The following is a 25875-nucleotide window of genomic DNA, read 5'->3' as shown; positions in this document are numbered from 1 at the left end:
GCTCGCCGGTGCTCAGCCGGCCGACTCCGGCAGGGCCTGCCCGGTGGCCGAGACCAGCCGGGGCAGGTCCGCGCCGCGTACCGCAGGCAGCACCACCTGCTGCCCGTCGTCGAGCCGGGCGACCGCCCGCCCGCGCGGATCGGTGGCCAGTTCCACGACGTGGTCCCAGCCGATCCGGCGCTGCCCGGTGAGCGCCCGCAGGCGCAGCTCCCGGGTATCGGCGTCGGTGCCGGCCCGCCACGCCCAGACCGCCACCGCCAGCGGCACGAGCAGCACCGGCACCAGATACCAGCGCGCGCTGGCCAGCGGCAGGGCGCCGATGGCGGCGATGATCGCGGCGACCAGGATCGCCTGGTTGTACCGGAAGCGGACGGTGTCGGAGCGGCTCACCCCCCGATGATCCCACCTCCGGCCGGCGCGGTTCCGCCCGGGCGGGAAGCCGGTGCGTGCCGACTCCGACAGTGGCGCAGGTCACTGTCCGGTGCCCGTCACCCGGCCGGCCCGCGGGTCGTTCGACTCAGGTGGGCGGCGGACTCCCTGCTCCGCACCCCGTACCGCCGCCGCGCCCCGCACCGCCCCGTGCCCCCCTCACGAAGGCGATCGCCGTGCCCCCTCCGTACCCCTCCCACCCCGTACCGCCGGCGGACCATCGCCTGCTGCGCCACGCCGCCGACGCGGCCGGCCCGGCGGTGGCGCTGGTACTCGCCGGCTGGCTGCTGCTGCCCGGCGCGCTCGCCGGCCCCGCCCGGCTCGCCGCGGCGGTGGCGCTCGGCGCGTCGGCCGCCTGCGCGCTCACCACGCTGACCGAGGCCTACCGGTACGGCGGGGTCGGGCGCTGCCAGGTGGTCGGGGCGCTCAGCCTGCTCACGCTGGTCGTGCTGGCCGCCGGGCACCAGCTCCGGGCCGGCGCGGTGCCGGACCCGACCGCCGTCCTGCTCGCCCTCGCCGTCGTGCCGCCGCTGGTCCTTCGCCAACTGCTCACCGCCGCCCGGCGGCGGGCGCCGGCCGCTGACGTACCGACGGCCGACGGCCGGCCGCCGGCGCCCGGGGACCGGGCGGAGCTGATGCGGGCCCTCGACGCGCTGCGGGACGCGCCCGGGCCGTCCGGGGCGCTGCTGGTCGTCGAACTGACCGCCGAGGGTTCGGGGCACGCGGTCCGCGAGGACGTGCTGGCCGAGGCCGGCCACCGGGCTCGCGCGGTGCTCGGCCCCCGGGACCTGTTCGCCGACCCGAGCGGCGCCGGGTTCGCCGTGCTTACCGCCGCCGGCCCGGTGCTGGCGTACGCGCTCGGCACCCGGTTGCTGGCCGCGCTCACCCAGCCCTACCAGGTGCCCGGGGCGGAGCTGCGGCTGCGGGCGAGCATCGGGCTGGCCGAGATCGACGGGTCCGGCCCCGAGGACGTGCTGCGCCAGGCCGACCTGGCCCGGCGACGGGCCGTCCAGCTCGGCCGGGACCGGGTCGAGTGGTACGACGCCTACCTGGAGGAGCAGCTGGTCCGCCGGCTGGACCTGGAGCGGGAGCTGCCCGGGGCGCTCGCCCGGGGCGAGTTGGACCTGGTCTACCAGCCGGTGATCGGGCTGGCCGACCGGCTGCCGGTCGGCACCGAGGCGCTGCTGCGCTGGCGCAGCCCGGTGCTCGGCACCGTCCTGCCGGCCGAGCTGCTGCCGGTGGCCGAGGACCTGGACATCGTGGGCGAGCTGGGCTGCTGGGTGCTGGACCGGGCCTGTCGCCAGCTCGCCGCCTGGTCCACCGGCGGCCGGGAGCTCTGGATGGCGATCAACGTCAGCGTCCGCGAACTGGTCTCGCCGGACTTCGTGCCGCGTACCGCGGCGGTGCTGGACGCGTACGGGATGCCGCCGGACCGGCTGGTGGTCGAGGTGGCCGAGCCGCGGGTGGGCGCCGAGCTGCCCACCGTGGTCGCCCGGCTGGCCGGGTTGCGCTCGCTCGGCATCCGCACCGCGCTGGACGACTTCCGGCCCGAGCACGCCTCGCTCGCCCAGCTGCGCCGGCTGCCGATCGATCTGCTCAAGGTCGGCCCGGAGCTGGTCGACCCGGCGGACCCGCAGCGCCCGCTGATCGACGTGGTGGTGAACGTCGGCGAGCGACTGGGGCTGGAAATCGTCGCCGAGGAGCTGGAGTCGCCCGCCCACGTCGACGGGGCGCGCCGGGCCGGCTGCCGGTACGGCCAGGGGTTCGCACTGGCCCGGCCCGCCACCGCGGAGCGGGTCGAGGCGTACTTCGAGGAGTTCCCGTCCGCGTTCCGGTGAGCCTGAACCGGTTCACCGATGCCGCGGCGGTGCCGTGCTCCCGCGCGGGGTGAGGTGCGCCGTCTCGTCCTGCAACCCGGCCGGGGCGGCGCCCCCGATCACCGCCAGCAGCTGCCGCGCGGCGTGCGCGCCGTAGGCCGGGATGTCCCGGCTGAGCGCGGTCAGCGGCGGGTGCACCAGTTGGCAGAGCGGGGAGTCGTCCCAGGCCACGATGGACAGGTCGCCGGGGACGGCGAGCCCCATCTCCTGCGCCACCGACAGGCCGGCTATCGCCATCACGTCGTTGTCGTAGATCACTGCGGTCGGGCGGCCGGCGGAGCTGAGCAGCCGCCGGGTGGCCCGGGCGCCCTCCTCGCCGGTGTAGTCCGACGGGACGGTCACCACGTCGGGCAGCCCGAGCCGCCGGCAGGCCTGCGTGAACGCCTCGGTGCGGATCTCGGTGTGCAGCAGGTCGGGCAGGCCGCCGACCCGGGCGATCCGCCGGTGCCCGAGCGCGACCAGGTACTCCACCGTCTCCACCAGCGCGGCCGCGTCGTCGGACCAGACGCTGGCCAGCCGGCCGGTGCCGCCCGGGCCGCCGATCACCACAGCGGGCAGGCCGAGTTCCTCCAGCACGGGCACCCGGCGGTCGTCGGTGCGCAGGTCGCAGACGAGCACACCGTCCACCCGCCGTTCGCCCCACCAGCGCCGGTAGACCGCGATCTCGGCCGTCGGGTCGGCCACCACCTGGAGGGTGAGGGCGTACGACCGGGCGGCGAGTTCCGCCTCGACGCCGCTGATCAGTTCCATGAAGAACGGCTCGATGCCGAGGGTGCGGGCGGGTCGGCACAGCGCCAGCCCGACCGCCTCGGCGGTGGCGCCGGAGAGCGCCCGGGCCGCGCTGCTGGGGCTGAAGCCGATCTCGGCGGCGATGGCGAGGATCCGCTGGCGGGTGGCCTCGGAGACGCCGGGTTGGCCGTTGAGCGCGTACGACACCGCGCCCTTGGAGACCCCGGCCCGTCGGGCGACGTCGGCGATGGTCGGCCGCTTCACCGGCGTACCCCTCCTCCCTCCCGCCCATGGCGGGCCCCGCGCCGGGTGACCGGCGGGCCTCACGCTACTGCACCCGTGTCTCCACTTATCCGGTTAAGTCAGCGTCTCTCGATGTGCGGGAGTGTTCCCAGCCTTCGGAGGGTGAGATGAGACGGGGCACTTCCCAGCAGGACCGCACGGTAGACTTGAAAGATTCTGCAAGTGCTAAAGTCTTCAGGGCGTGCGGCAAGTGGCCGTGCGGCAGGGGGAGGCGACGGCGTGTCAGTGCCGCTGTACCAGGCAAAGGCCGAGCTGTTCCGCACGCTCGGGCATCCGGTGCGGATCCGGGTGCTGGAGCTGCTCCAGGACGGGCCGAAGCCGGTCCGCGACCTGCTCGCGGCCATCGACGTCGAGGCGTCCAACCTCTCCCAGCAGCTCGCCGTGCTGCGCCGCGCCGGCATGGTCAGCACCTGGCGGGACGGCTCTCTGGTCATGTACGCGCTCAGCACCCCGGACGTGGCCGACCTGCTCGCCGCCGGCCGCCGCATCCTCGGCGCGGTCCTCACCGACCGCGACGGGCTGCTCGGCGAGCTGCGGGCCGACGGGTCCGCCCGGTGAGCGCCGCGGTCGTCCGGGTCCGCGACCGCCTCCTCGGCCTGCTGCCGCAGCCCGCCGACTGGCGGGCGGTGCGCCGCTCACCCCGGCGGGACCTGCTCGCCGGGGTCACCGTGGCCGTGGTGGCGCTGCCGCTGGCCCTGGCCTTCGGCGTCACCTCCGGCCTCGGCGCCCAGGCCGGCCTGGTAACCGCCGTGGTCGCCGGGGCGGTCGCCGCCGTCTTCGGCGGCTCCAACCTCCAGGTGTCCGGCCCCACCGGGGCGATGACCGTGGTGCTGGTGCCGGTGGTGCAGAAGTTCGGCGCCACCGGGGTGCTGATGGTCGGGGCGATGGCCGGGCTGGTCCTGATCGCGCTGGCGCTCGCCCGCCTCGGCCGGTACGTCCGCTACCTGCCGGTGCCGGTCATCGAGGGGTTCACCGCGGGCATCGCGGTGGTCATCGCCCTGCAACAGGTGCCGGCCGCGCTCGGCGTGGCCGACGCGCACGGCGAGCGGGTCTGGGCGGTCGCCGCCGACGCGGTGGTCCGGTTCGCGGCGCACCCCGCGCCGGCGCCGCTCGCGGTGGCCCTCGGCGTCGCCGCGCTCATGCTGCTCGGCGCCCGGTGGCGTCCCGGCCTGCCGTTCTCGCTGATCGGGGTGGCGCTGGCCACCGTGCTCGCGGAGACCGTCCCGGTCGAGCTGGCCCGGATCGGCGCGTTGCCCAGCGGGCTGCCGGCACCGTCGCTGAGCTTCCTCGACCCGGCCGCCGTCGGCGTGCTGCTCCCGTCCGCGCTGGCGGTGGCGGCGCTGGCCGCGCTGGAGAGCCTGCTCTCCGCCACCGTCGCGGACGGCATGACAGTCGGCGAACGGCACGATCCCGACCGGGAACTGTTCGGACAGGGGCTGGCCAACCTGGCCGCCCCGGTGTTCGGCGGGATCCCGGCGACCGCCGCCATCGCCCGGACCGCGGTGAACGTACGCGCCGGCGCAAGCTCGAAGCTGGCGTCACTCACCCACGCCGTCGCGCTCGCCGCCATCGTGCTGGCCGCCGCCCCGCTGGTCGGCCGGATCCCGTTGGCCGCGCTGGCCGGCGTCCTGCTCGCCACCACGATCCGCATGGTCGAGGCGGGTTCGCTGCGGGCGCTGGCCCGGGCCACCCACGGCGACGCCCTGGTGCTCGTGCTCACCTTCACCGTCACCGTGGCGCTCGACCTGGTCACCGCCGTGGCGGTCGGCGTGGGCGTGGCCGTGGTGATCGCCCTGCGGGCGGTGGCCCGCACCGCGCGGGTGGAGCAGGTCCCGCTCGACCGGGGTGAGCACAGCGCAGAGGAGCACGCGCTGCTCGCCGACCACATTGTGGCCTACCGGCTGGACGGACCGCTCTTCTTTGCGGCGGCCCACAACTTCCTGCTCCAGCTCTCGGACGTCGCCCACGTCCGGGTGGTCATCCTGCGGATGTCCCGGGTCTCCACCATCGACGCCACCGGCGCGCAGGTCCTCGGTGACGCCATCCTCCGGCTGCACGGCCGCGGGATCACCGTGCTGCTCTCCGGCATCGCGCCCGGCCACGACCAGGTGCTGGCCGCCCTCGGGGTGGCCGACCAGTTGCGCCACGACGGACTGGTCTTCCCGGACACCCCCAGCGCCATCCGGCACGCCCGGGCCGTCGCGCTCGCCGGGGCCCGGCCGCCCGAGCCCGCGCCCGCCGGCACCACCGGTCGCTGACCACGGTACCGGCGGGCGGGCGCGGGCACTGCCCGACGCGGGCGGTCAGCGCCGGGCGGCGGCGAGCACCTGGCCGACCAGCTCCCCGGAGGTGCCGGAGCGCTCGTACTCGGGCCGGTGCAGGGTGCCGCCCATCAGCGGCCGGGGGTTGCGGTGCACGGCAGGGCTGTCCGAGGGCACTAGCGCGGCGAAGTGGTACTCCTCCGCGCCGGTCGCCTCGATGATCCGGGCGATGTTGCGCGGGGTGATGCCGCCGCCCGGCATGACCACGATCCGCCGCGCGGCCCGGCGGACCAGCTCGGCGATCAGGGGAGCGCCCTCCAGCACGCTCACCTCCTGGCCCGAGGTCAGCACCCGGTCCACCCCCAGCTCGACGAGCTGCTCCAGGGCCTGAAACGGGTCCCGGACCATGTCGAACGCCCGGTGGAAGGTGACGCTGGCGGTGCCGGCCGCCTCGATCAGCTTGCGGGTGGTGGGGACGTCGATGTCGCCCTCGGCGGTCAGCGCCCCGATCACCACGCCGTGCGCGCCGGCCGCCACCGCCGCCTGCACGTCGCGCACCATCGCGTCGACCTCGGCCAGGGAGTAGATGAAGTCACCGGCCCGCGGCCGGACGATGACGTGCACCCGGATCCGGTCCACGCTGCGCAGCGCCGTCTCGATGGTGCCGATGCTGGGCGTCAGGCCGCCCTCGAACAGCGCGGAGCAGAGCTCCACCCGATCGGCGCCGGCCGCCTCGGCGGCGATCGCCCCCTCGACGCTGTCGATGCAGATCTCGAATGTCGTCATCAGTCTTCCCTCTCCGTGCGGGGCGGCCCCGCGGTCCAATCGATGGCGGCGGTGACGGCGCCCACCGGTTCGCCCCCGCCGAGCACCGGCACCCGGCGCAGCTCCGGGGCGCCGTCGACCGCAGCGCCGGCCGCCGCCAGGGCGTCCAGCGCGATCGCGGTGGTGGCCCGGGGGCTGCCGTCGATCACCTTCACGGCGACCGCGTACCCGTCGGGGGTCGCCACCCCGAGCACGCCCTCGGCGCCGCCCTTGGCGAGCACCCCGGGCAGCGCCCGCATGAGGTCGGTGTTCGGATGGCCGTGCCACCCGCCGACGTACTCCGGGTGGCGGCGCATCGCCTCGGCCACCCGCGCCTCGGCGCTGCTCGGCGCCGCCTGGGCGAGGGCCTGGAACGTGCGGGCCAGGCCGGTCAGCGGCAGGCCGAACAGCGGCGCGCCGCAGCCGTCCACCGCGACGGTGCTGACCGGGGTGCCGGACAGCCGGGCGACGGCGGTGGCGGCGTGCCGTTGCAGCGGGTGCGCCGGGTCGAGGTAGTCCTTCGTCGACCAGCCCCGGGCGACGGCGGCCACCAGCATCGCGGCGTGCTTGCCCGAGCAGTTCATCCGGATCCGGCTGCGCCGCTCGCCCGCGCGGATCAGCCGGTCCCGGGTCGCCTCGTCCTCCGGCCAGTCGACCGGGCAGCCGAGCGCCTCCTCGGTCAGCCCGGCGGTGGCCAGCAGGTCGCGTACCACGGCCACGTGCCGGTCGTCGCCGGTGTGGCTGCCGGCGGCGACGGCCAGCGCGGGGCCGGTGAGGGCCCGGGCCGCCGGGGACCCGGCGCCGGCGGCCTCCGCGGCGGTCAGGCAGGCCAGCGCCTGCACCGGCTTGAGGGTGGAGCGGGGCAGCACCGGCTCGTCGGGTACGCCCGCGCTCAGCGCGACGGCGCCGGACGGGTCGAGCACCACCACGCTGCCCAGGTGCCGGCTCTCCACGAAGCCGTTGCGGGTCACCCGGGCCAGTTCGGCGTACGGGAGGGTGGTCATCGGGCGTTACCCCCTTGCAGCAGCGGTGCGGCCGGGTCCGGCTCGGCCGACCGGCTGCGGGCGGTGAACCGCCCGTTGCGGGCCTGCAGGACGCGGGCGAGCTTCGACAGCGAGGCGTTGACCACCAGGTAGATCAGCGCCACCACCAGGAACGTCTGGATCAGCAGGTTGGTGTACGAGGCGAGCACCTGGCCGCTGTAGAGCAGCTCGGTGTAGCTGACCACGAAACCGAGCGAGGTGTCCTTGAGCAGCCCGACCAGCTGGCTGACCAGTGACGGGGTCAGCTGGAGCAGGGCCTGCGGCAGCACGACGAGCCGCATGACCTGCCCCCGGCGCAACCCGATCGCCAGGCCGGCCTCGGTCTGGCCCCGGTCCAGCGCCTTGATGCCGGCCCGGAAGATCTCGGCGAACGCCGCCGAGTTGGAGACCACCAGCGGCACCACGAGCTTCCAGAACAGCGGGAAGTTCAGGCCGTACTGGGGGAGCGCGAAGAGCGTCACGTAGATCAGCAGCAGCGCGGGCACGGTCCGGAAGATCTCCACGTACGCGCCGGCCAGCCACCGTACCGGCCGGTGCGCGGAGAGCCGGCCGAGCGCGAGCAGCAGCCCGAGCGCGGCGCTGAGCACGGCGGTCGCCGCGGCGGCGAGCAGGGTGGCCCAGAGCGCGTCGAGCAGGTAGCGCCAGATCGGCCAGGTGGTGAAGGGCTGCCACCGGTCGGCGGCGAGTTCGCCGTAGCTGGCGAATCGGTGCACCGCCCAGGCGAGCCCACCGAGGACGGCGAGCGCGCCCAGCACGGTGGCGATCCGGATCCGGCGTTGCGCCCGCGGCCCCGGTACGTCGAAGAGGACCTGCTGGTTCGGCTTCATCGGACGATCGCCAACCTTCGTTCGAGCGTGCCGGTGAGCCGACCGATCAACAGCGCCAGCAGCATGTAGGCGAGGCCGGCGCCGGTGAAGACGGCGATCGGCTGGGCCTCGACGAGGTTGACGTTGTTGGCGGCCTGGGTCAGCTCGACCACCCCGACCGCGGCGGCCAGCGAGGTGTTCATCAGCAGCGCGATGCAGATGTTGCCCATCGGCTGGATCACCGCGCGCAGTCCCTGCGGCAGGATGACGTACCGCAGGGACTGGCTGAAGGTGAGCCCGATGGCGCGCGCCGCCTCGGCCTGCCCCACGCCCACCGTGTTGATCCCGGCCCGGATCGCCTCGGCCAGGTACGCCCCCTCGTAGGCGGCGATCACGATGGCCGCCGAGGTGAACAGCGGGAACGTGATGCCGATCGTGGGCAGCGCGAAGACGAAGAGCACCAGCAGGGCCAGCAGCGGCAGGTTCTGCAGCACCTCGACGTAGACCATGCCGACGGAACGCAGCAGCGGCACCGGGCAGACCCGCAGCGTCGCCACGACGACGCCGAGCAGCAGCGCGCCGATGGTGGTCACGACGGTCAGCTGGACCGTCGTGACCAGCCCGTGGCCGAGTTCGTCGAGGTGGGCGGTGAGGGCTTCCATGGCGGTTGGGGGTCCTCAGGAACCTTCGACGGAGCCGATCGCCGGCGGGGTGGGCGTGCCGCCCTCCACCACCGAGCCGAGGGTGCTCTCCCAGACCTTGGCCCAGGTGCCGTCGGCCTGGATCTTCCGCAGCCAGTTGTTGACGAACTCCTTGAACTGGGCGTCCTCCCGGTTGAGGCCGATGCCGTACGCCTCGGTGGTGAACGGCTCGCCGACCACCTTCATCCCCGGGTTCGCCTTGGCGCCCGACGCGAGCAGGGTGAAGTCCTGCACGTACGCGTCGCCGCGCTTCTGCAGCAGCGCCTGCACCGCCTGCGGGTCGGTGGCGAAGGCGACCTGCTTCGAGCCGGGGGCGGCGGTCGGCAGCGCGGTGACCGCCGGGGTGTTCGCGCCGACGATGACGGTCTTGCCGGCCAGGTCCTGGACGCCCTTGATGCCCGTCTCGTCCTTGCGCACCGCGACGGCCAGCCCGGAGGTCAGGTACGGCCCGGCGAAGGCGACCTGGGTGGCCCGCTGCGGGGTGATCGTGTAGGTCTGGAAGACGGCGTCGACCGACTTCGCCTGGAGCATCGCCTCCCGGGTCTGGGTGCCGATGGTCACCGTCTTCACCTCGGGCTTGCCGATGATGTACGTGGCCAGCAGCTTGGCCATGTCGGCGTCGAAGCCCTCGATCTGGCCGGTGACCGGGTTCTGCTGGGACAGCAGCGGGGCGTCGAGCGAGCCGCCGACGTTCAGGTAACCGCGCTTGCGGATCATGTCCATGGTGGAGCCGGCCGGGATCTCGGCGTCCGACGCCACCGGGGCGGCGTCGAACACGGACTGGGCCACCTTCTCGCCGCCGGCGTTGCCCGGCAGGGCCGGGGCGGAGCCGCCGTCGCCGCAGCCGGCGGCCGCGAGCGCGACGGTCACCGCCGTCGCGGCCACGGTCAGCGCGCGGCGTCGCGTGAAGGTCGTGTGCAGGAACGACATGCCACCCTCCTCGGGGGTCAGTGCTGGAGGATCTTGGAGAGGAAGTCGCGCGCCCGCTCGGTGCTCGGGGCGGCGAAGAACTCGTCGGGGGTGCCGGACTCGACGATCCGGCCGTCGTCCATGAAGACGACCCGGTCCGCGGCGCGGCGGGCGAAACCCATCTCGTGGGTCACCACGATCATGGTCATCCCCTCCCGGGCGAGGGAGACCATCACGTCCAGGACCTCGTTGACCATCTCCGGGTCCAGGGCCGAGGTCGGCTCGTCGAAGAGCAGCACCTTCGGCCGCATGGCCAGCGCCCGGGCGATCGCCGCCCGCTGCTGCTGCCCGCCGGAGAGCTGGGCCGGGTAGTGGTCGGCCTTGTCGGCGATGCCGACCCGGTCGAGCAGGGCCAGTGCCTGCTCGCGCGCCTCGGCCCGGGGCACCCGGCGGACCCGGACCGGGCCGAGCGTGACGTTGTCCAGCACGGTCCGGTGGCCGAACAGGTTGAACGACTGGAAGACCATGCCGACGTCGGCGCGCAGCCGGGCCAGCTTCCGGCCCTCGGCCGGCAGCGGCTCGCCGTCGATCTCGATGCTGCCGGCGCCGGCCACCTCGAGGCGGTTGAGGCAGCGGCAGAGCGTCGACTTGCCGGACCCGGACGGGCCGACCACGACCACCACCTCGCCGGCGGCCACCGTCAGGTCGACGTCCTTGAGCACGTGCAGCGGGCCGAACCACTTCTGCAGGCCGCGGACGGCCACCATCGGCCGGTCCGGGCGGGTGGGCCCGGTCCGGCCCGCGAGGTCGGGTGCCGCCGTCGATGCCACAGCTCGCCTCACTTTCTACGATGAACGAACGAAGTTAAGCACTTCTCAAATCAACGTCGCCATCTAATGCGAGAGGGCAAACGAAGTCAACAGCTTGCCGGGACGAAGTTCGGATGCTATGAACCTCGCGTGACGATTGACGACGCCCCGCGTGACGGCCTGCGCGGCGGCCCACGGGAGCTGCTCCGGTTGGTGGCCAGCGGGGCGGCGGTCAGTCGTGCGGATCTCGCCCGGCTCTCCGGGCTGTCGCCGTCCACCGTCTCCCAGCGGGTCGAGGCGCTGATCAGCGAAGGGTTGCTCCAGGAGACCGGCGCCGGGAAGTCCCGGGGCGGCCGTCGCCCGCGCCAGCTCGCGGTGCCCACCGGGGGCGCGCTGATCGGGGCGATCGACCTGGGCGCGCACCACGCCCGGCTCGGCACCCTCGACCTCACCGGACGGGTCGTCGAGGTCCGGTCCCGGCCGGTCCGGATCGAGGACGGGCCGGAGGCCGTGCTCGGCGCGTTGCTCGACGAGGTCACCGCGCTGGCGCCCGGCGCCGACGGCACGGTGCCCGGCCAGCGGGAGGCCGCCCCCGCGCCGGACCGCGCGCTGCGCGGCATCGGCATCGGGATCCCCGGCCCGGTCCAGTACGGCACCGGCCGGATCGTCAGCCCCTCCCGGATGCCCGGCTGGAACGGCTTCGACGTGCGCGAGTTCTGCGCCCGGCGGACCGACGTCCCGGTCGTGGTGGACAACGACGCCAACCTGATGGCGCTCGGCGAGCACCGGGCGGTCCACGCCGACCTCGACCACGCGGTCTACGTCAAGGCCGGCACCGGCATCGGCGCCGGCGTCATCTCCGGCGGCCGGCTGCACCGGGGCGCGCAGGGCTCCGCCGGGGACATCAGCCACTGCCGGGTGTTGGCCGACCCGGGGCCGCTGTGCAGCTGCGGCAACACCGGTTGCCTGGAGGCGGTGGCCAGCGGCGCGGCCCTGGTCGCGGCGCTGCGCGAACAGGGCGTACCGGTCGAGGACCTGACCGGCGTGATGCGGCTGATCGACGACGGCGACCGGCACGCCACGGCGCTGGCCCGCCGGGCCGGCCGGTCGATCGGCGAGATCCTCGCCGTGGTGGTCAACTTCTTCAACCCGCAGGTCGTCGCGATCGGCGGCCGGCTCGCCGAGTGCGAGCCGCTGCTGGCCAGCATGCGGGCCACCCTCTACGAGCGGTGCCTGCCGCTGGCCACCCAGGCGCTGCTGATCGAGCGGGTCGTCACCGGCCCCGACGTCGGCATCATGGGCGCGGCACAGCTGGTCATCGACCGGGTCGTCGACCCCGCCTGACGGCTCCGGACCCTGCCACGAAGGGACCCGTCGCTCACCAGGAGCCGGCGCCGGGCGCGTCCATCAGTCGGGCAGGGCGCCCAGCCCGGCCAGCAGCTCCACCCGTTCCCCGGCCGTGAGCACCGCGTAGACCGGCTCGTCGAGGCGGTTCGTCTCGGCCTCGATCGCCCGCCGCGCCGGCCCGTCCGGCAGCGCCCGGATCTCGTCCACGGTCAGCCCGGCCGCCCGCCACGCCGCCCGGTGGGCGTCGCCGCGATGGTGGCGCAGCGCGCCCAGCCGCGAGGTCAGCCGCAGCGCCGGCGAGGCGTCCGCCGGCTCGTGGACCGGGGCCATCGCCCGGAACCCGGGGCCGCCGGTGGCCAGCCCGTGCGCCAGCAGCCGGCCGACCAGGTCGGCGAGCCGGGGCACCGCGGCCAGGCCGGGCAGGTACGGCGGCGCGGCCGCCCAGCGCTCCTCGGCCGCCTCGGCGGTCATCCGCTGCACGGCCGCCGCCAGCTCACGCCCGAGCCCGGTCAGCCGCCACGCGCCGTCGGCGTCCACCTCGGCCACGCCCTGCGCCAGCTCCGCCGTCATGTCCGCACCGACGTAGACCAGCACGTCGTCCAGCGCCCGGGCCGGCATCGGCCGGGCCAGCAGCCCGAAGTTGAAGCTCACCTCGAACCCCGGCCGCAGCCCGCGCTCGGCGTAGTACGCCGCGATCCGGGCCCGGGCGGCCTGCCGGGCACCCACGTACACCCGGTCGATCACCGGCCGGACCAGCCCCGCGTAACTCATGATCGCCTCCCCCGACGCCGGACCCTACCGGCGCCGGGGAGTGGCGTGGGGGTGGCTACTCCGGGACCCGGCGGTAGGCGCCGTCGCTGGCCGAGGTGGCCATCGAGGCGTACGCCCGCAGCGCCGCCGAGACCGGCCGCTGCCGGTCGGTCGGGGTGTACGGACGGTCCCGCTTCTCCTCGGCGACCCGGCGGGCCTGGAGCACGTCCTCCGGGACGTTCAGCTCGATCGAGCGGCCTGGGATGTCGATGACGATCTCGTCGCCCTCCTGCACCAGCGCGATCAGCCCGCCGGAGGCCGCCTCGGGGGAGACGTGCCCGATGGAGAGCCCGGAGGTACCGCCGGAGAACCGCCCGTCGGTGAGCAGCGCGCAGGCCCGGCCCAGACCCCGGCCCTTGAGGAACGAGGTGGGGTAGAGCATCTCCTGCATGCCCGGGCCGCCCTTCGGCCCCTCGTAGCGGATCACCACCACGTCGCCGGCGACGACCTGCTTGTTGAGGATCGCCTCGACGGCCGCGTCCTGGGACTCGTAGACCTTGGCCGGACCGCGGAAGGTCAGGCACTCCTCGGGCACCCCGGCGGTCTTCACCACGCAGCCGTCCGGCGCCAGGTTGCCGTGCAGGATGGCCAGGCCGCCGTCGGCGGAGTACGCGTGCTCGCGGTCCCGCACGCAGCCGCCGGCCGGGTCGGTGTCCAGCGACGACCAGCGGTTGGTGGTGGAGAACGGCTCGGTGGTGCGCACCCCGCCCGGCGCGGCGTGGAACAGCTCGACCGCCTCCGGCGTCGCCGAGCCGCCCCGGACGTCCCAGTCGGCCAGCCACCGCGTCAAGGTGGGGGAGTGCACGGCGTGCACCTCCCGGTTGAGCAGCCCGGCCCGGTCCAGCTCGCCGAGGATGGCCGGGATGCCGCCGGCCCGGTGCACGTCCTCCATGTGGTACTGCGGCGAGTTCGGCGCGACCTTGGCCAGGCAGGGCACCCGGCGGGAGATGGCGTCGATGTCGGCCACGCCGAAGTCCAGCTCGGCCTCGCGGGCGGCGGCGAGCAGGTGCAGGATCGTGTTGGTCGAGCCGCCCATCGCCACGTCCAGGGCCACCGCGTTCTCGAACGCGGCCCGGTTGGCGATCGCGCGGGGTAGCACCGAGGCGTCGTCGCCGTCGTACCACCGCTTGGCGATCTCCACGACGGTGCGCCCGGCCTCGACGAAGAGGGACCGGCGCGCGGCGTGGGTGGCCAGCGTCGAGCCGTTGCCCGGCAGCGCCAGCCCGATCGCCTCGGTCAGGCAGTTCATCGAGTTGGCGGTGAACATGCCCGAGCAGGAGCCGCAGGTCGGGCAGGCCGACCGCTCGATGGCGCCGAGCTGGTCGTCGGTGACCGCCTCGTTGGAGGAGGCGATCATCGCGTCGATCAGGTCGATCTTGGAGTGCACCACGCCCTCGATCGCCACCGTCTTGCCGGCCTCCATCGGGCCGCCGGAGACGAAGACGGTGGGGATGTTCAGCCGCAGCGCGGCCAGCAGCATGCCCGGAGTGATCTTGTCGCAGTTCGAGATGCAGACCAGGGCGTCCGCGCAGTGCGCGTTGACCATGTATTCCACCGCGTCGGCGATCAACTCCCGGCTGGGCAGCGAGTAGAGCATGCCGCCGTGCCCCATGGCGATGCCGTCGTCGACCGCGATGGTGTTGAACTCCCGCCCCACGCCGCCGGCCTCGGCCACCGCGTCCGCCACCAGGCCGCCGAGGTCCTTGAGGTGCACGTGACCGGGTACGAACTGGGTGAAACTGTTGGCGATGGCGACGATCGGCTTGCCGAAGTCGTCGTCGGTCATCCCGGTGGCCCGCCAGAGGGCCCGGGCGCCGGCCATCGTCCGACCGTGCGTGGAGGTCTTCGACCGCAGCTCAGGCATGACTACCAGTCTGGCACCGCCGGCGCGACCGCCGGTGGGCGTGTACGACGTGTCCCAACAGATGCACACCCGGTCCCCCACGGGGGGCGCTCATCCGGCACAGTTGAGAACGTGCATCTCCCCCCGGGCATGGTCGCGGTAGCGGTGCTGAGCGGGCTCGTGACCGCCTCGGCCGTCGCGCTGCTGACCGCCGCCGCCCGGGGCCGGCCGGCGCCGCACCGGCAGGCCCACCTGCTGTTCGCCCCGGCCGGCGCGGTGGCGCTGGGCACCGTGCTGACCGGGCTGACGGCGGTGTCCGGTGCGGCCGCGCACTGGGAGCACGAGCAGGGCGCCCGCACCGACTGGGCCACCGTGGTGTCGGTCGGCACCGCGGTCGCCGGGCTGCTCTTCTGCGCCGGGCTGTTCCGGCTGCCGGGCATCGTCCCGACCGTGGCGGCGGCTACCCGGCTGGCCCTCGACGGGCTGATCATGGCGACCGCGTTCTGGTTCGTCGGCTGGGTGCTCTGCACCGAACCGACCCGGGTGCTGGGTGACGCCACCCCGGTGGCCTGCCCGCCGATCCTGATCGCCACCGTCAGCGCCGCGCTGAGCGCGGGGCTGGCCCTGATCGTGGTGATCCGCGCCCCGGCTCCACGCGCGCGGCTCGTCGCGGCCGGCGCCGGGGTCATCGCGGTCACCTGTGGCGGGCTGGGGCTGGCGACCGGTCTCTGCCGGGCCGGGCCGGCGACGGCGTTGGCCTCGGCGGCGGTGCTCGGCGGCGGCGCGCTCACCGCCGCGCTGGCGGTCCGCCGGGTCGATCCGCCGGCCGAGGTCGGCCCGGACCTGATCCGTCGCGACGGCGAGTACGCCCTGCTCCCGATGCTCGCCATGGCGGCCTCCGCGATCTACCACCTGCTGCAGGACGGCCGGTTCGACGCGCTCGCCGTCGCCGGCGGCACCGTGGTGGGGTTCGCCATGGTGGCCCGGCAGTACCTGACGCTGCACGACATGCGCGGCTACGCCGGCCGGCTGGCCGAGCGCGAGGCGCACTTCCGCGAGCTGGCGCACACCGACGCGCTCACCGGGCTGGCCAACCGGCGCGGGCTGCTACGCGCGCTGCACCGCTGCGCCGAGGCCGGCGCCCCGTGCGTGCTGCTCGGCCTCGACCTGGACGGCTTCAAGAACGTCAACGACATGCGCGGCCACGACGTGGGCGACGCGGTGCTGGCCGAGGTGGGCCGGCGGTTGCGCGGCAACCTGCGCCCGGGCGACGTGGCGGCCCGGCTCGGCGGGGACGAGTTCGCGGTGCTGCTGCACGGCCTGCCGGCCGACGCGGACCGGGTCGCCGAGCGGCTGCTCGGCGTGCTCGGCCGCGCCTACGACCAGCCCGAGGGGCCGGTCTTCCTCTCGGTGAGCATCGGGCTGGCGGGCTGGGCCGGCAACCCGGACGTGGAGCTGCTGCAGCGCCACGCCGACCTGGCGCTGCGCTACGCCAAGCAGCGCGGCAAGAACCGGATCGAGCGCTACGACGCGGCGTACGACCAGTTGCTGCGCCGGCGTACCACGCTCGAACACGAGCTGCGCGGCGCGATCGAGCGCGACGAGCTGCGGCTGGTGTTCCAGCCGGTGGCCTCGCTGCCCTCGGTACGCCCGGTCGGCGCCGAGGCGCTGCTGCGCTGGCGCCACCCGCAGCTGGGCAACGTGCGCCCCGACGAGTTCATCCCGCTGGCCGAGGAGTGCGGGATGATCGCCAGGCTCGGCGCCTGGGTGCTGCACCAGGCCTGCCACCAGCTCTCCCGCTGGCTGGCCGACGGCCACGACGTGTGGGTGTCGGTGAACGTCTCGCCCCGCGAGCTGCACGCCCCGGAATACGTGGTCCAGGTGGCCGAGGCGCTGCGCGCCCACCACGTCCCGCCGCAGCGGCTGGTGCTGGAGGTCACCGAGCACGCCGTGGCCACCGACCTCGACGAGCTGATCCGGCGGCTGACCGCGCTGCGGCTGACCGGGGTCCGGATCGCGCTGGACGACTTCGGCGCCGGCTACTCGTCGCTCGGGCAGCTGCGCCGCCTGCCGATCGACATCCTCAAGATCGACCACAGCCTGGTCGCCGAGCACGAGCCGGTCCGGCCGGTGGGGCGGGACGGTCCGGCGTTCGCGCCGATGGTCGACATCGTGATGCGGCTGGGCCACCAGCTCGGCCTGGAGGTGATCGCCGAGGGGGTGACCACGCCGACGGAGCTGGCCGCGGTGGTCGCCGCCGGCTGCCGCTTCGGCCAGGGCGCGCTCTGTGGCTGGGGCGTCCCCGCCGAGCACCTGGAGGCGATGCTGGAGGCGGCCACCTCGCCCGGCGCCCGCCCGGCGCGGCCGCCGGCACCGTTCCCGGCTCCGCCGGTCGTCGGGGCGGTCCGGCCACCCGCTCCGCGCCCCGCGCAGACCGCGTCCGGGCAGGTCGGGCCGGGTGTCCCGGGCGCGTCGGGGGCGACGCGCCGCGATCCGTGAACCAACATGTGGGATCAGTTGACTCATCGCGTGAGATGCGTCAGGCTTGACCACATGTCCCGGTCGCTGCGAGTACTTACCTGAGCGCACTCTCCACCGCTGAGAGTGCGCTGGCCCCGTGCATCCTGCACGAGGGCTTTTTTGTTGCCATCGAAACCCGTCGGAGCGGGCCTCGCCCGCGTTCCACTCATCTGTTGAGCCGCACCCACTCCAGCCGAAGGCCTGAACCGCCATGACGAGACCCACGCCAGAGACACTCGCCCACTCCGCCCGGCGGGCGCGCACGGCCGCCGAGCCGGCGAGCGACGCCGACCACGCCGGCGCCGCCCGCTCCGCGGCCACCCCGGCGGTCCCGGGGGTACGCACACCCGCCCCGGCCCAGGTCTCCGGCGCCGGTTCGCTGGTGCGCTCCCTCGAGGCGCTCGGTGTGGACGTCGTCTTCGGCATCCCGGGCGGGGCGATCCTGCCCGCCTACGACCCGCTCTACGACTCCACGGTCCGGCACATCCTGGTCCGGCACGAGCAGGGCGCCGGGCACGCGGCGACCGGCTACGCGCAGGCCACCGGGAAGGTCGGCGTCTGCATCGCCACCTCCGGTCCCGGCGCGACCAACCTGGTCACCCCGATCGCCGACGCGTACATGGACTCGGTGCCGGTGGTCGCGATCACCGGCCAGGTGGCCCGGCCGTCGATCGGCACGGACGCCTTCCAGGAGGCGGACATCCAGGGCATCACCCTGCCGATCACCAAGCACAACTTCCTGGTGCAGAGCGCCGACGAGATCCCCCGGGTGCTGGCCGAGGCGTTCCACCTGGCGGCCACCGGTCGGCCCGGGCCGGTGCTGGTCGACATCCCCAAGGACGTCCTCCAGTCGGCCACCACCTTCGCCTGGCCGCCGGCGCTGGACCTGCCCGGCTACCGGCCGACCCTGCACCCGCACGGCAAGCAGATCCGGGAGGCGGCCCGCCTGATGACCGGCGCCCGGCGACCGGTGCTCTACGTCGGCGGCGGCGTGCTCAAGGCCGGCGCCACCGAGGGGCTGCGCCGGCTGGCCGAGCTGACCGGCATCCCGGTGGTCACCACCCTGATGGCGCTCGGCGCGTTCCCCGACTCGCACTCCCAGCACCTCGGCATGCCGGGCATGCACGGCACGGTCGCCGCGGTCTACGGGTTGCAGAAGGCCGACCTGATCGTGGCCCTCGGCGCGCGGTTCGACGACCGGGTCACCGGCAAGCTGGACTCCTTCGCCCCGGACGCCACCGTGGTGCACGCCGACATCGACCCGGCCGAGATCGGCAAGAACCGGCACGCCGACGTGCCGATCGTCGGCGATGCCCGGCACGTGATCGACGAGCTGATCACGGCGGTGACGACGGAGCAGGCGGCCGGCCGCGGCGTCGACCTGGCCGACTGGTGGACCCAGCTCGACGACCTGCGCAAGCGTTACCCGCTGGGCTACGAGGAGCCGGCCGACGGCACCCTCTCCCCGCAGTACGTGATCAAGCGGCTGGGCGAGATCGCCGGCCCGGAGGCCATCTACGTGGCCGGCGTCGGCCAGCACCAGATGTGGGCCTCGCAGTTCATCTCCTACGAGAAGCCGTACACCTGGTTGAACTCCGGCGGCCTCGGCACCATGGGCTACGCGGTGCCGGCGGCGATGGGCGCCAAGGTGGGCAAGCCCGACACGGTGGTCTGGGCGGTGGACGGCGACGGCTGCTTCCAGATGACCAACCAGGAGTTGGCCACCTGCGCGCTGGAGGGCATCCCGGTCAAGATCGCCCTGATCAACAACGGCAACCTCGGCATGGTGCGGCAGTGGCAGACCCTCTTCTACGGGGAGCGCTACTCCAACACCGACCTCGGCACCCACAAGCACCGGATCCCCGATTTCGTGAAGCTCGCCGAGGCGCTCGGCTGCGTCGGGCTGCGCTGCGAGACGGCCGAGGACGTCGACAAGACCATCGAGGCCGCGATGGCCATCAACGACGCCCCGGTGGTCATCGACTTCGTGGTCGGCAAGGACGCCATGGTGTGGCCGATGGTCGCCGCCGGCACCAGCAACGACGAGATCATGTTCGCCCGCGGCGTCCGCCCGGTCTTCGACGAGGATGACATCTGATGACGATGCACACGCTTTCGGTGCTGGTGGAGAACAAGCCGGGTGTCCTGGCCCGGGTCTCCGGCCTCTTCTCCCGGCGCGGGTTCAACATCGACAGCCTCGCCGTCGGCGAGACGGAGAACCCGGACGTCTCCCGGATCACCATCGTGGTCAACGCCGAGTCCTCCCCGCTGGAGCAGGTCACCAAGCAGCTCAACAAGCTGGTGAACGTACTCAAGATCGTCGAGCTGGACCCGCAGGTCTCGGTGGCCCGGGAACTGCTGCTGGTCAAGGTGCGGGCCGACCGCACGGCCCGGGCCCAGGTGCTGGAGACGGTCAGCCTGTTCCGGGCCCGGGTGGTCGACGTGGCGCCGGACACGCTGACCATCGAGGCCACCGGCACCCCGGACAAGCTCGACGCGCTGCTGCGCGACCTCGAACCCTTCGGAATCAAGGAAATGGTCCAGTCCGGGCTGGTGGCGATCGGGCGCGGCTCGCGTTCGATCACCGCCGGGCCGGCGTTGCGGGCCGCCTGACCACCCGCCGGGCGGCCCCGCGGGCCGCCCATCCAGCCGCACGATCCACGACGGGCCGCCCGGGCCGCCGTACGAAAGGGAAGTCATGAGCGTTGAGGTGTACTACGACGACGACGCCGACCTCGGCCTGATCCAGGCCAAGAAGGTCGCGGTGATCGGCTACGGCAGCCAGGGCCACGCCCACGCGCTGTCGCTGCGGGACTCCGGGGTCGACGTGGTGATCGGTCTGCCGACCGGCTCGAAGAGCCGGGTCAAGGCCGAGGAACAGGGCCTGCGGGTGGTCACCCCGGCCGAGGCGGCGGCCGAGGCCGACGTGATCATGCTGCTCGCGCCGGACACGGTGCAGCGCAGCCTGTACGCCGAGTCGATCGCGCCCAACCTCGCCCCGGGCAAGGCGCTCCTCTTCGGGCACGGCTTCAACATCCGGTACGACCTGATCAAGCCGCCGGCCGACGTCGACGTGGCGATGGTGGCCCCGAAGGGCCCGGGCCACCTGGTCCGCCGCCAGTACGCCGACGGCAAGGGCGTGCCGTGCCTGGTCGCGGTCGAGCAGGACGCCTCCGGCTCGGCCTTCGCGCTCGCCCTGTCGTACGCGAAGGGCATCGGCGGCACCCGCGCCGGCGCGATCCGGACCACCTTCACCGAGGAGACCGAGACCGACCTCTTCGGCGAGCAGGCGGTGCTCTGCGGCGGCGCGGCGGCCCTGGTGCAGACCGGTTTCGAGGTGCTCACCGAGGCCGGCTACGCCCCCGAGGTCGCCTACTTCGAGTGCCTGCACGAGCTGAAGCTCATCGTCGACCTGATGTACGAGGGCGGCATCGCCCGGATGCGCTACAGCGTCTCCGACACCGCCGAGTACGGCGACCTCTCCCGGGGCCCGCGGGTCATCGACGCCCGGGTCAAGGAGGAGATGCGCAAGATCCTCTCCGAGATCCAGTCCGGCGAGTTCGCCCGCGAGTGGATCGCCGAGGACGACGCCGGCCGGCCCAACTTCGCCAAGTGGCGGGCCGAGGGCGCGGCGCACCCGATCGAGGAGACCGGCCGGAAGCTGCGCGGCATGATGAGCTGGGTCGACCGCCCGATCACCGAGACCGCCTGACGCTTTCCCCGCGGTGCCCGGTCGTCCCGCACGACCGGGCTCCGCACCGGCGGCCCCGACCCGGCGCTCTCCCCGGCGCCCGGCCGGGGCCGTCGGGAGTCCGGCCGACTCTCACGGCTCGGTACGGCGGGAGCGGTCGACGGCGGCGACCGCCAGGTCGTAGCAGGACCGGCAGTCGTCCAGCAGGCGGCGGTAGCGCTCGTCCGCCCCGGCCTGCGCCTCGGCCAGCTCGACCGCCTCCTGCCCGGGGGCCAGCGCGGCTGCCGGCCGCCCGCTGTCCACCAGCCGCCGGCACCGCACGGCGAGCACCGCGGCCAGCCGGTGCCGGTACGCCTCCGGCCGCTTTCGGGCGAGGTGCCGGCACCACTCGACGGCCTCCGCCAGCAGCTCGTCCGCCTCGTTGCGGTCTCCACCCGCGTGCAACAGGTCGGAGAGCCAGGCCAGTGCCGGAACCAGCGCGTCGCCGGATGCGCCCCGGGACACCTCGACCGCCTCCCGGAGCCGCTCGATCGCCTCGTCCCGCCGGCCGGCGCGGGCTAGCCGGACGGCGAGGGTGTGCAGGGCGAAGGCCAGCCGGTCGTCGTACCGGCCGGGCCGCGCGTCGAGCAGCCACCGGAAGTGCCGGGCCGCCTCCTCGGCATCCTCCCGGGCCGCCCCGGGGTCGCCGAGCGCCTCCCGGCACTCGGCCGCCACCCGGAGCATCCCGCCCAGCCGCGGGCGTGCCCGCAGCGGCTCCCAACGGACCCAGAAGCCCAGTTCGTCGCGGGCGTCGTCGATGATCTTCAGGGCCTCGGTCCAGCGTTCCGCGGCGGCCAGCGAGCGGGCGAGCCCCTCCGCCGCGTGGAGTCGAGCCGGCGTCCACCGCGCCTGGTGCAGCAGCGACAGCCGCTGGTAGAGGTCGACCGCCTCCTGCCGGGCGGTGAGCGCCTCGGCCGGCCGGTCCAGCGCCTCCCGGCAGTCGCCGATCAAGGCCAGCGTGCGACCGAGTGCCACCTGCTCCCGAACGCGGAGCGGCGCGCAGCGCAGCCAGGTCGACCGGGCCTTCACGGCCAGCGGCAGGGCCTCCCGTGCCGCCCCGGTGTCGGAGAGCATCGCGGCGACCAGCAACCGGGCTTCGGCGAGGACGCTGAGCGCGTCGCGGTCGGTGGCGTCCTCGAGGTACGCGACCGCCTCCCGGCCGCGCGCGATGGCGGAGCCGGCTGTCTCGTCGTCGGGCACCCAGCTCCGCGCGACCAGGGCCCGGGCGAGCCCGATCCGGTACCGGTCGGGTCGTTCCCGGTCGAGGCGGCGGTAGAGCGCGATCGCCTCCTCGCCGGCGGCGGTGCGCCGGGCCACGAAGCGGCGCCGGATGCTCACCTGCCGGGACCGGGTGACCAACGCCTCAGCGAGGGCCGGGCCGAAGTGCCAGAAGTCCAGCCGGGCCAGCCGGCGGAGCAGCGCGATGCGAACGGCGAGCGGCACGGGCGGCTCCTCCCCGGGAGATGCTGGCTCCGTTGTACCGGGGAGGAACAAGGCATCAGCGCTACAACGGGCGCCGCCCGGCGTTCACCGGACGGTCACCGCCGGTTGTGAGGGCACTCACCCCACGGTCCGCGACATGCCGGCCGGCCGGCCCCCTACGATCGCGGGTAGGTGCGTAGCCGGCACCTGACGGCAAAAGGCACGGATCAACGCGGGGCGCAGTGCAGCGTCCGGCAGCCCGGCCGACCGCTCTGACGACATCTACGAGGACCAATGACTCCTGTCGTACTGATCGCCGAAGAACTCGCCCCCGCCGCCATCGAGGTGCTCGCCCACGACTTCGACGTCCGCCACGTCGACGGCACCGACCGCCCGGCCCTGCTCTCGGCGCTCTCCGAGGCCGACGCCGTCATCGTGCGCAGCGCGACCCAGATCGACGCCGAGGCGATCGCCGCGGCGCCGCGACTGAAGGTCGTCGCCCGGGCCGGCGTCGGGCTGGACAACGTCGAGGTGCCCGCCGCCACGGCCCGCGGCGTCATGGTCGTCAACGCCCCCACCTCCAACATCGTCTCCGCCGCCGAGCAGGCCGTCGCGCTGCTGCTGGCGGTGGCCCGGAACACCGCCAGCGCCAGTGCCGCGCTGAAGGCGGGGGAGTGGAAGCGGTCCAAGTACACCGGCGTGGAGATCCAGGGCAAGACCGTCGGCGTGGTCGGCCTCGGGCGCATCGGCGTGCTCTTCGCCCAGCGGATCGCCGCCTTCGGCACCCGGCTGATCGCGTACGACCCGTACATCCAGCCGGCCCGCGCGGCGCAGCTCGGCGTCCGCCTGGTCGGTCTGGAGGAGCTGCTGCGGGAGAGCGACTTCATCTCCATCCACCTGCCGAAGACCCCGGAGACCGTCGGTCTGATCAGCGAGAAGGAGCTGACCCTGGTCAAGCCGGGCGTGCGGATCGTCAACGCGGCCCGGGGCGGTCTGGTCGACGAGCAGGCCCTGGCCGACGCGATCGCCGAGGGCCGGGTCGCCGGCGCCGGCGTCGACGTCTACGCCAAGGAGCCGTGCACCTCCTCGCCGCTGTTCGCCTTCGACAACGTGGTGGCCACCCCGCACCTGGGCGCCTCCACCCACGAGGCGCAGGACAAGGCCGGGCTGGCCGTGGCCAAGAGCGTCAAGCTGGCGCTGCAGGGCGAGTTCGTGCCGGACGCGGTGAACGTGCAGGCCGGCGGCGTGGTCGCCGAGGACGTCCGGCCGCTGCTGCCGCTGGCCGAGAAGCTGGGCCGGGCCTTCACCGCCGTCGCCGGCGGGATCGCCGCCAGCGTCACCGTCGAGGTCCGCGGCGAGATCGTCAACCACGACGTCTCGGTGCTCAAGCTCGCCGCCACCAAGGGGCTGTTCAGCTCGGTCGTCGAGGAGCAGGTCACCTACGTCAACGCGCCGCACCTGGCCGCCGAGCGCGGCGTCGAGGTCACCCTGACCACCCAGGCCGAGACGGCCGACCACCCCAACCTGGTCACCGTCCGCGGCGCGCTGCCGGACGGCCGCACGGTCAGCGTCTCGGGCACGGTGACGACCGCCGGCACCCGGGACATCATCAAGCTCACCGAGGTCGACGGCTTCGACGTGGAGATCGGCGCCGAGGGCATCCTGCTCTTCCTGCGCTACGTCGACCGACCGGGCGTGGTCGGCACCGTCGGCACGCTGCTCGGCGAGGCCGGCATCAACATCGCGGCGATGCAGGTGGCCCGCCGGGAGGCCGGCGGCGAGACGCTGATGACGCTCACCGTCGACCAGGCGCTCGGCGCCGACCTGCTCACCTCGGCCGCCGAGTCGATCGGGGCGGTCGCGGCCAGCGCCGCCGACCTGCGCGACGAGTAGCCCGCGGGCACGACGACGGGGGGCCCGGCGGATCGCCGGGCCCCCCGTCGTACGTCGAGCGGCCCTCGTACCGGCCGGGCGCTCAGGTGTTCAGTCGCGCCGGGGGCGGGTAGACCGTGCCGTCCTGCGCGTCGAAGAGCATCAGCCCGTGCTCGCCGGCCAGCCGCTCGATGTCGAGCAGCACCTGGTCCTCGCAGGTCGGGTGCAGGTTCAGCTCGACGTGGTCGTGCGCCGCGTGCAGCGGGCTGACCGCCCACGGGGTGTCCGGGCCGGGGTGCCGGTCCGGATACGAGGCGGTGATCGCCCGGTAGAAGCCCACGACCCGCGGGTCCGGGTGCCGGTCCAGGTGCTGTCCCTGCCGGCACCGCTGCACCGCGGCCCGGACGTCCTCGGGTGTCGCCCCGTCCGCCAGGGCCCACACGCTCAGATCGAAACTCACGGCGCACAGCGTGCCATCAGTCGTTCACCATGTCGAAACTGCCCCGCCGCAGGTGGGTTCCCGAGTTGCCACACTCCTGCCACGACGGTCCGCTGTGGAGACTCTTGCGTCGAGTTGCGTCGATTCGCTAGCGTACCTGTGCGGTCACTGGCCGAGCTCGCGGCGTCGGCCCGTCTTCGGGTGGCGAGGTCGACGTTCCGGCCCGACCGGCCCGCACCCCTCGATTGCGCGAGCCACGCGCACTCGTCGCTGACCGGCCTCCACGGTCGTTGCCGCGGCCGTGGGGGCCGATCGCGCGTCGGTCCGCCGCGGTGGGCGGGGCCGGGCTCAGCGCCGGCGGGCGCAGAACGGGCTCAGCGGCGGTGGGCGAAGAGCGGGCGATAGTCCGAGCCGCTGCCGAACCAGGCCAGCCCGGCGGGGCCGGCGGCGTAGAGCGCGGTGGCGTACGCGTCGGCCACCGCGAGATCCGGTCCGACGACGGTTGCCGCCACCAGTTGGTCGGCCGGTTCCCCGGTGTGCGGATCCACCACGTGCCCCTGCCGGCCGGTCACCCCGGAGGTGCCGACCGCCCCCGCGGTCATCTCCAGCACGAGCGGCGCCCGGTGCCGGTCGGTGGGGTGGTGCACCGCCACCCGCCACGGGCCGCCGTGCGGGGCGCGCCCGCGTACCACCAGGTCGGCGCCGGTGAGCACGGCGTAGTCGTGGATGCCGGCGGCGCGCAGCCGGGCCGCCGCCCGCTCCACCGCCCACCCGCCGAGCAGGCCGCCGGGGTCGAAGCCGCCGGGCACCGCCCAGGCGTCGAACCAGCCGTCGGTGGCCGCCCGCATCGCGGCGCACCGGTCCACCAGGTCGGCCAGCGGCGGGTACGACTCGGGGCTGATCTCACCCCGGCGCAGCCGGGAGACCAGGCTCTCCGGTCGGTTGGGGCCGTAGGTGAGGTCGATCGCGCGCAGTTCGGCGACCGCGTCCCGCAGCGCCTCGCCGACGTTCCGGCGGCCGAGCCACTCCGGGGCGTTGAGCAGCAGCGAGTACTCCGCGGTGGAGGTGCGTACGGTGTGCTGGACGGCGATCCGACCGCCGGTCACCGTGTCGGACCGGTCGAGCCGCGGGCTCCGCGGGCCGAGTCGCAGGTCCGGGCGGCGGCTGGAGAAGGCCGACTGGTCCACCCAGCGGGTTCGGGGCTGCTGGTCGATCCGCATG

The 25875-nt window shown here is 74.4% G+C and carries 22 protein-coding genes; 9 read left to right on the top strand and 13 right to left on the bottom strand.

What is annotated here, in order from left to right:
- Nucleotides 1-12: 12 nt before the first annotated feature.
- The gene (locus ACVCAH_RS09845; protein ID WP_447135745.1) at nt 13-390 is read right to left on the bottom strand and encodes a PH domain-containing protein; all 378 of its coding nucleotides are present in this window, start codon (nt 388-390) and stop codon (nt 13-15) included.
- Nucleotides 391-605: 215 nt separating this feature from the next.
- Between ACVCAH_RS09845 and ACVCAH_RS09840 the strand changes: the two genes are divergently transcribed.
- On the top strand, nt 606-2267 hold the full coding sequence (locus ACVCAH_RS09840) for a putative bifunctional diguanylate cyclase/phosphodiesterase (RefSeq protein ID WP_447135744.1): 1662 nt from the start codon (nt 606-608) through the stop codon (nt 2265-2267).
- Nucleotides 2268-2279: 12 nt separating this feature from the next.
- Here ACVCAH_RS09840 and ACVCAH_RS09835 read toward each other — a convergent pair whose 3' ends face one another.
- Nucleotides 2280-3299, bottom strand: coding sequence for a LacI family DNA-binding transcriptional regulator (locus ACVCAH_RS09835; RefSeq protein ID WP_447135743.1), 1020 nt, complete (start codon nt 3297-3299; stop codon nt 2280-2282).
- Nucleotides 3300-3557: 258 nt separating this feature from the next.
- On the opposite strand from ACVCAH_RS09835, the gene ACVCAH_RS09830 reads away from it, so the two are divergent.
- Together ACVCAH_RS09830 and ACVCAH_RS09825 are read left to right on the top strand one after the other, a co-directional pair.
- The gene (locus ACVCAH_RS09830) at nt 3558-3896 is read left to right on the top strand and encodes an ArsR/SmtB family transcription factor (protein WP_088995600.1); all 339 of its coding nucleotides are present in this window, start codon (nt 3558-3560) and stop codon (nt 3894-3896) included.
- Complete coding sequence (locus tag ACVCAH_RS09825) at nt 3893-5596, top strand: SulP family inorganic anion transporter (protein WP_447135742.1); 1704 nt, start codon at nt 3893-3895, stop codon at nt 5594-5596. Before ACVCAH_RS09830 ends, ACVCAH_RS09825 begins: the two co-directional genes overlap by 4 nt.
- A 45-nt stretch (nt 5597-5641) precedes the next feature.
- Here the strand turns inward: ACVCAH_RS09825 and ACVCAH_RS09820 are convergent, their stop codons facing one another.
- The 6 genes from ACVCAH_RS09820 to ACVCAH_RS09795 are packed head-to-tail and all read right to left on the bottom strand — an operon-like array spanning nt 5642 to nt 10629.
- Nucleotides 5642-6385: a copper homeostasis protein CutC gene (locus ACVCAH_RS09820; protein WP_447135741.1), complete on the bottom strand. Its 744-nt coding sequence runs from the start codon at nt 6383-6385 to the stop codon at nt 5642-5644.
- Entirely contained in the window at nt 6385-7407 is a 1023-nt protein-coding gene (locus ACVCAH_RS09815; RefSeq protein WP_447135740.1) for an asparaginase, read from the bottom strand. Before ACVCAH_RS09815 ends, ACVCAH_RS09820 begins: the two co-directional genes overlap by 1 nt.
- On the bottom strand, nt 7404-8273 hold the full coding sequence (locus tag ACVCAH_RS09810; protein WP_447135739.1) for an amino acid ABC transporter permease: 870 nt from the start codon (nt 8271-8273) through the stop codon (nt 7404-7406). The genes ACVCAH_RS09815 and ACVCAH_RS09810 overlap by 4 nt, the downstream gene beginning before the upstream one ends.
- Nucleotides 8270-8914 (bottom strand): amino acid ABC transporter permease, encoded by a 645-nt coding sequence (locus tag ACVCAH_RS09805; RefSeq protein WP_447135738.1) that lies wholly within the window; start codon nt 8912-8914, stop codon nt 8270-8272. Before ACVCAH_RS09805 ends, ACVCAH_RS09810 begins: the two co-directional genes overlap by 4 nt.
- Nucleotides 8915-8929: 15 nt before the next feature.
- Nucleotides 8930-9883, bottom strand: coding sequence for a glutamate ABC transporter substrate-binding protein (locus tag ACVCAH_RS09800; protein WP_447135737.1), 954 nt, complete (start codon nt 9881-9883; stop codon nt 8930-8932).
- A 17-nt stretch (nt 9884-9900) separates the two neighbouring features.
- Nucleotides 9901-10629, bottom strand: a complete 729-nt coding sequence (locus ACVCAH_RS09795; protein ID WP_447135820.1) for an amino acid ABC transporter ATP-binding protein — start codon at nt 10627-10629, stop codon at nt 9901-9903.
- Between the two features lie 192 nt (nt 10630-10821).
- Here ACVCAH_RS09795 and ACVCAH_RS09790 point away from each other — a divergent pair, with 192 nt between their 5' ends.
- Entirely contained in the window at nt 10822-12015 is a 1194-nt protein-coding gene (locus ACVCAH_RS09790; protein WP_447135736.1) for an ROK family transcriptional regulator, read from the top strand.
- Nucleotides 12016-12078: 63 nt separating this feature from the next.
- On the opposite strand, the gene ACVCAH_RS09785 is transcribed toward ACVCAH_RS09790, so the two are convergent.
- Together ACVCAH_RS09785 and ilvD are read right to left on the bottom strand one after the other, a co-directional pair.
- Complete coding sequence (locus ACVCAH_RS09785) at nt 12079-12789, bottom strand: hypothetical protein (RefSeq protein ID WP_447135735.1); 711 nt, start codon at nt 12787-12789, stop codon at nt 12079-12081.
- A 55-nt stretch (nt 12790-12844) separates the two neighbouring features.
- Nucleotides 12845-14692 carry a dihydroxy-acid dehydratase gene (gene ilvD / locus ACVCAH_RS09780; protein ID WP_447135734.1) on the bottom strand — a complete coding sequence of 616 codons (1848 nt, stop codon included), beginning with the start codon at nt 14690-14692 and terminating at the stop codon, nt 12845-12847.
- A gap of 129 nt (nt 14693-14821) precedes the next feature.
- Between ilvD and ACVCAH_RS09775 the strand changes: the two genes are divergently transcribed.
- The 4 genes from ACVCAH_RS09775 to ilvC all read left to right on the top strand — a co-directional run bounded on the left by ACVCAH_RS09775 (nt 14822) and on the right by ilvC (nt 20903).
- On the top strand, nt 14822-17170 hold the full coding sequence (locus ACVCAH_RS09775; RefSeq protein WP_447135819.1) for a putative bifunctional diguanylate cyclase/phosphodiesterase: 2349 nt from the start codon (nt 14822-14824) through the stop codon (nt 17168-17170).
- A 232-nt stretch (nt 17171-17402) separates the two neighbouring features.
- Nucleotides 17403-19289, top strand: coding sequence for an acetolactate synthase large subunit (locus ACVCAH_RS09770; protein ID WP_447135733.1), 1887 nt, complete (start codon nt 17403-17405; stop codon nt 19287-19289).
- The gene (gene ilvN / locus ACVCAH_RS09765; protein WP_447135732.1) at nt 19289-19804 is read left to right on the top strand and encodes an acetolactate synthase small subunit; all 516 of its coding nucleotides are present in this window, start codon (nt 19289-19291) and stop codon (nt 19802-19804) included. The genes ACVCAH_RS09770 and ilvN overlap by 1 nt, the downstream gene beginning before the upstream one ends.
- An 85-nt stretch (nt 19805-19889) precedes the next feature.
- On the top strand, nt 19890-20903 hold the full coding sequence (ilvC, locus tag ACVCAH_RS09760; RefSeq protein ID WP_447135731.1) for a ketol-acid reductoisomerase: 1014 nt from the start codon (nt 19890-19892) through the stop codon (nt 20901-20903).
- A gap of 111 nt (nt 20904-21014) precedes the next feature.
- Here ilvC and ACVCAH_RS09755 read toward each other — a convergent pair whose 3' ends face one another.
- Complete coding sequence (locus tag ACVCAH_RS09755) at nt 21015-22364, bottom strand: hypothetical protein (protein WP_447135730.1); 1350 nt, start codon at nt 22362-22364, stop codon at nt 21015-21017.
- A gap of 273 nt (nt 22365-22637) precedes the next feature.
- On the opposite strand from ACVCAH_RS09755, the gene serA reads away from it, so the two are divergent.
- The gene (serA, locus tag ACVCAH_RS09750) at nt 22638-24236 is read left to right on the top strand and encodes a phosphoglycerate dehydrogenase (RefSeq protein WP_447135729.1); all 1599 of its coding nucleotides are present in this window, start codon (nt 22638-22640) and stop codon (nt 24234-24236) included.
- An 82-nt stretch (nt 24237-24318) separates the two neighbouring features.
- Here serA and ACVCAH_RS09745 read toward each other — a convergent pair whose 3' ends face one another.
- Together ACVCAH_RS09745 and ACVCAH_RS09740 are read right to left on the bottom strand one after the other, a co-directional pair.
- Nucleotides 24319-24675 (bottom strand): hypothetical protein, encoded by a 357-nt coding sequence (locus ACVCAH_RS09745; protein ID WP_447135728.1) that lies wholly within the window; start codon nt 24673-24675, stop codon nt 24319-24321.
- A gap of 353 nt (nt 24676-25028) precedes the next feature.
- Entirely contained in the window at nt 25029-25874 is an 846-nt protein-coding gene (locus tag ACVCAH_RS09740; RefSeq protein WP_447135727.1) for an FAD:protein FMN transferase, read from the bottom strand.
- Nucleotide 25875: the final 1 nt, after the last annotated feature.

The sequence above is a fragment of the Micromonospora sp. LZ34 genome (assembly GCF_052981855.1).
The sequence above is the reverse complement of the archived record's forward strand: the minus strand, read 5'-3'. Positions and strand labels throughout refer to the sequence as shown.

What these genes read in the sequence shown, in the direction of transcription:
- ACVCAH_RS09820 (WP_447135741.1), bottom strand. Translation starts at nt 6,385, where the DNA reads ATGACGACATTCGAGATCTGCATCGACAGCGTCGAGGGGGCGATCGCC.
- ACVCAH_RS09815 (WP_447135740.1), bottom strand. Translation starts at nt 7,407, where the DNA reads ATGACCACCCTCCCGTACGCCGAACTGGCCCGGGTGACCCGCAACGGC.
- ACVCAH_RS09810 (WP_447135739.1), bottom strand. Translation starts at nt 8,273, where the DNA reads ATGAAGCCGAACCAGCAGGTCCTCTTCGACGTACCGGGGCCGCGGGCG.
- ACVCAH_RS09805 (WP_447135738.1), bottom strand. Translation starts at nt 8,914, where the DNA reads ATGGAAGCCCTCACCGCCCACCTCGACGAACTCGGCCACGGGCTGGTC.
- ACVCAH_RS09800 (WP_447135737.1), bottom strand. Translation starts at nt 9,883, where the DNA reads ATGTCGTTCCTGCACACGACCTTCACGCGACGCCGCGCGCTGACCGTG.
- ACVCAH_RS09795 (WP_447135820.1), bottom strand. Translation starts at nt 10,629, where the DNA reads ATGGTGGCCGTCCGCGGCCTGCAGAAGTGGTTCGGCCCGCTGCACGTG.
- ACVCAH_RS09785 (WP_447135735.1), bottom strand. Translation starts at nt 12,789, where the DNA reads ATGAGTTACGCGGGGCTGGTCCGGCCGGTGATCGACCGGGTGTACGTG.
- ilvD (WP_447135734.1), bottom strand. Translation starts at nt 14,692, where the DNA reads ATGCCTGAGCTGCGGTCGAAGACCTCCACGCACGGTCGGACGATGGCC.
- ACVCAH_RS09775 (WP_447135819.1), top strand. Translation starts at nt 14,822, where the DNA reads ATGGTCGCGGTAGCGGTGCTGAGCGGGCTCGTGACCGCCTCGGCCGTC.
- ACVCAH_RS09770 (WP_447135733.1), top strand. Translation starts at nt 17,403, where the DNA reads ATGACGAGACCCACGCCAGAGACACTCGCCCACTCCGCCCGGCGGGCG.
- ilvN (WP_447135732.1), top strand. Translation starts at nt 19,289, where the DNA reads ATGACGATGCACACGCTTTCGGTGCTGGTGGAGAACAAGCCGGGTGTC.
- ilvC (WP_447135731.1), top strand. Translation starts at nt 19,890, where the DNA reads ATGAGCGTTGAGGTGTACTACGACGACGACGCCGACCTCGGCCTGATC.
- serA (WP_447135729.1), top strand. Translation starts at nt 22,638, where the DNA reads ATGACTCCTGTCGTACTGATCGCCGAAGAACTCGCCCCCGCCGCCATC.
- ACVCAH_RS09740 (WP_447135727.1), bottom strand. Translation starts at nt 25,874, where the DNA reads ATGCGGATCGACCAGCAGCCCCGAACCCGCTGGGTGGACCAGTCGGCC.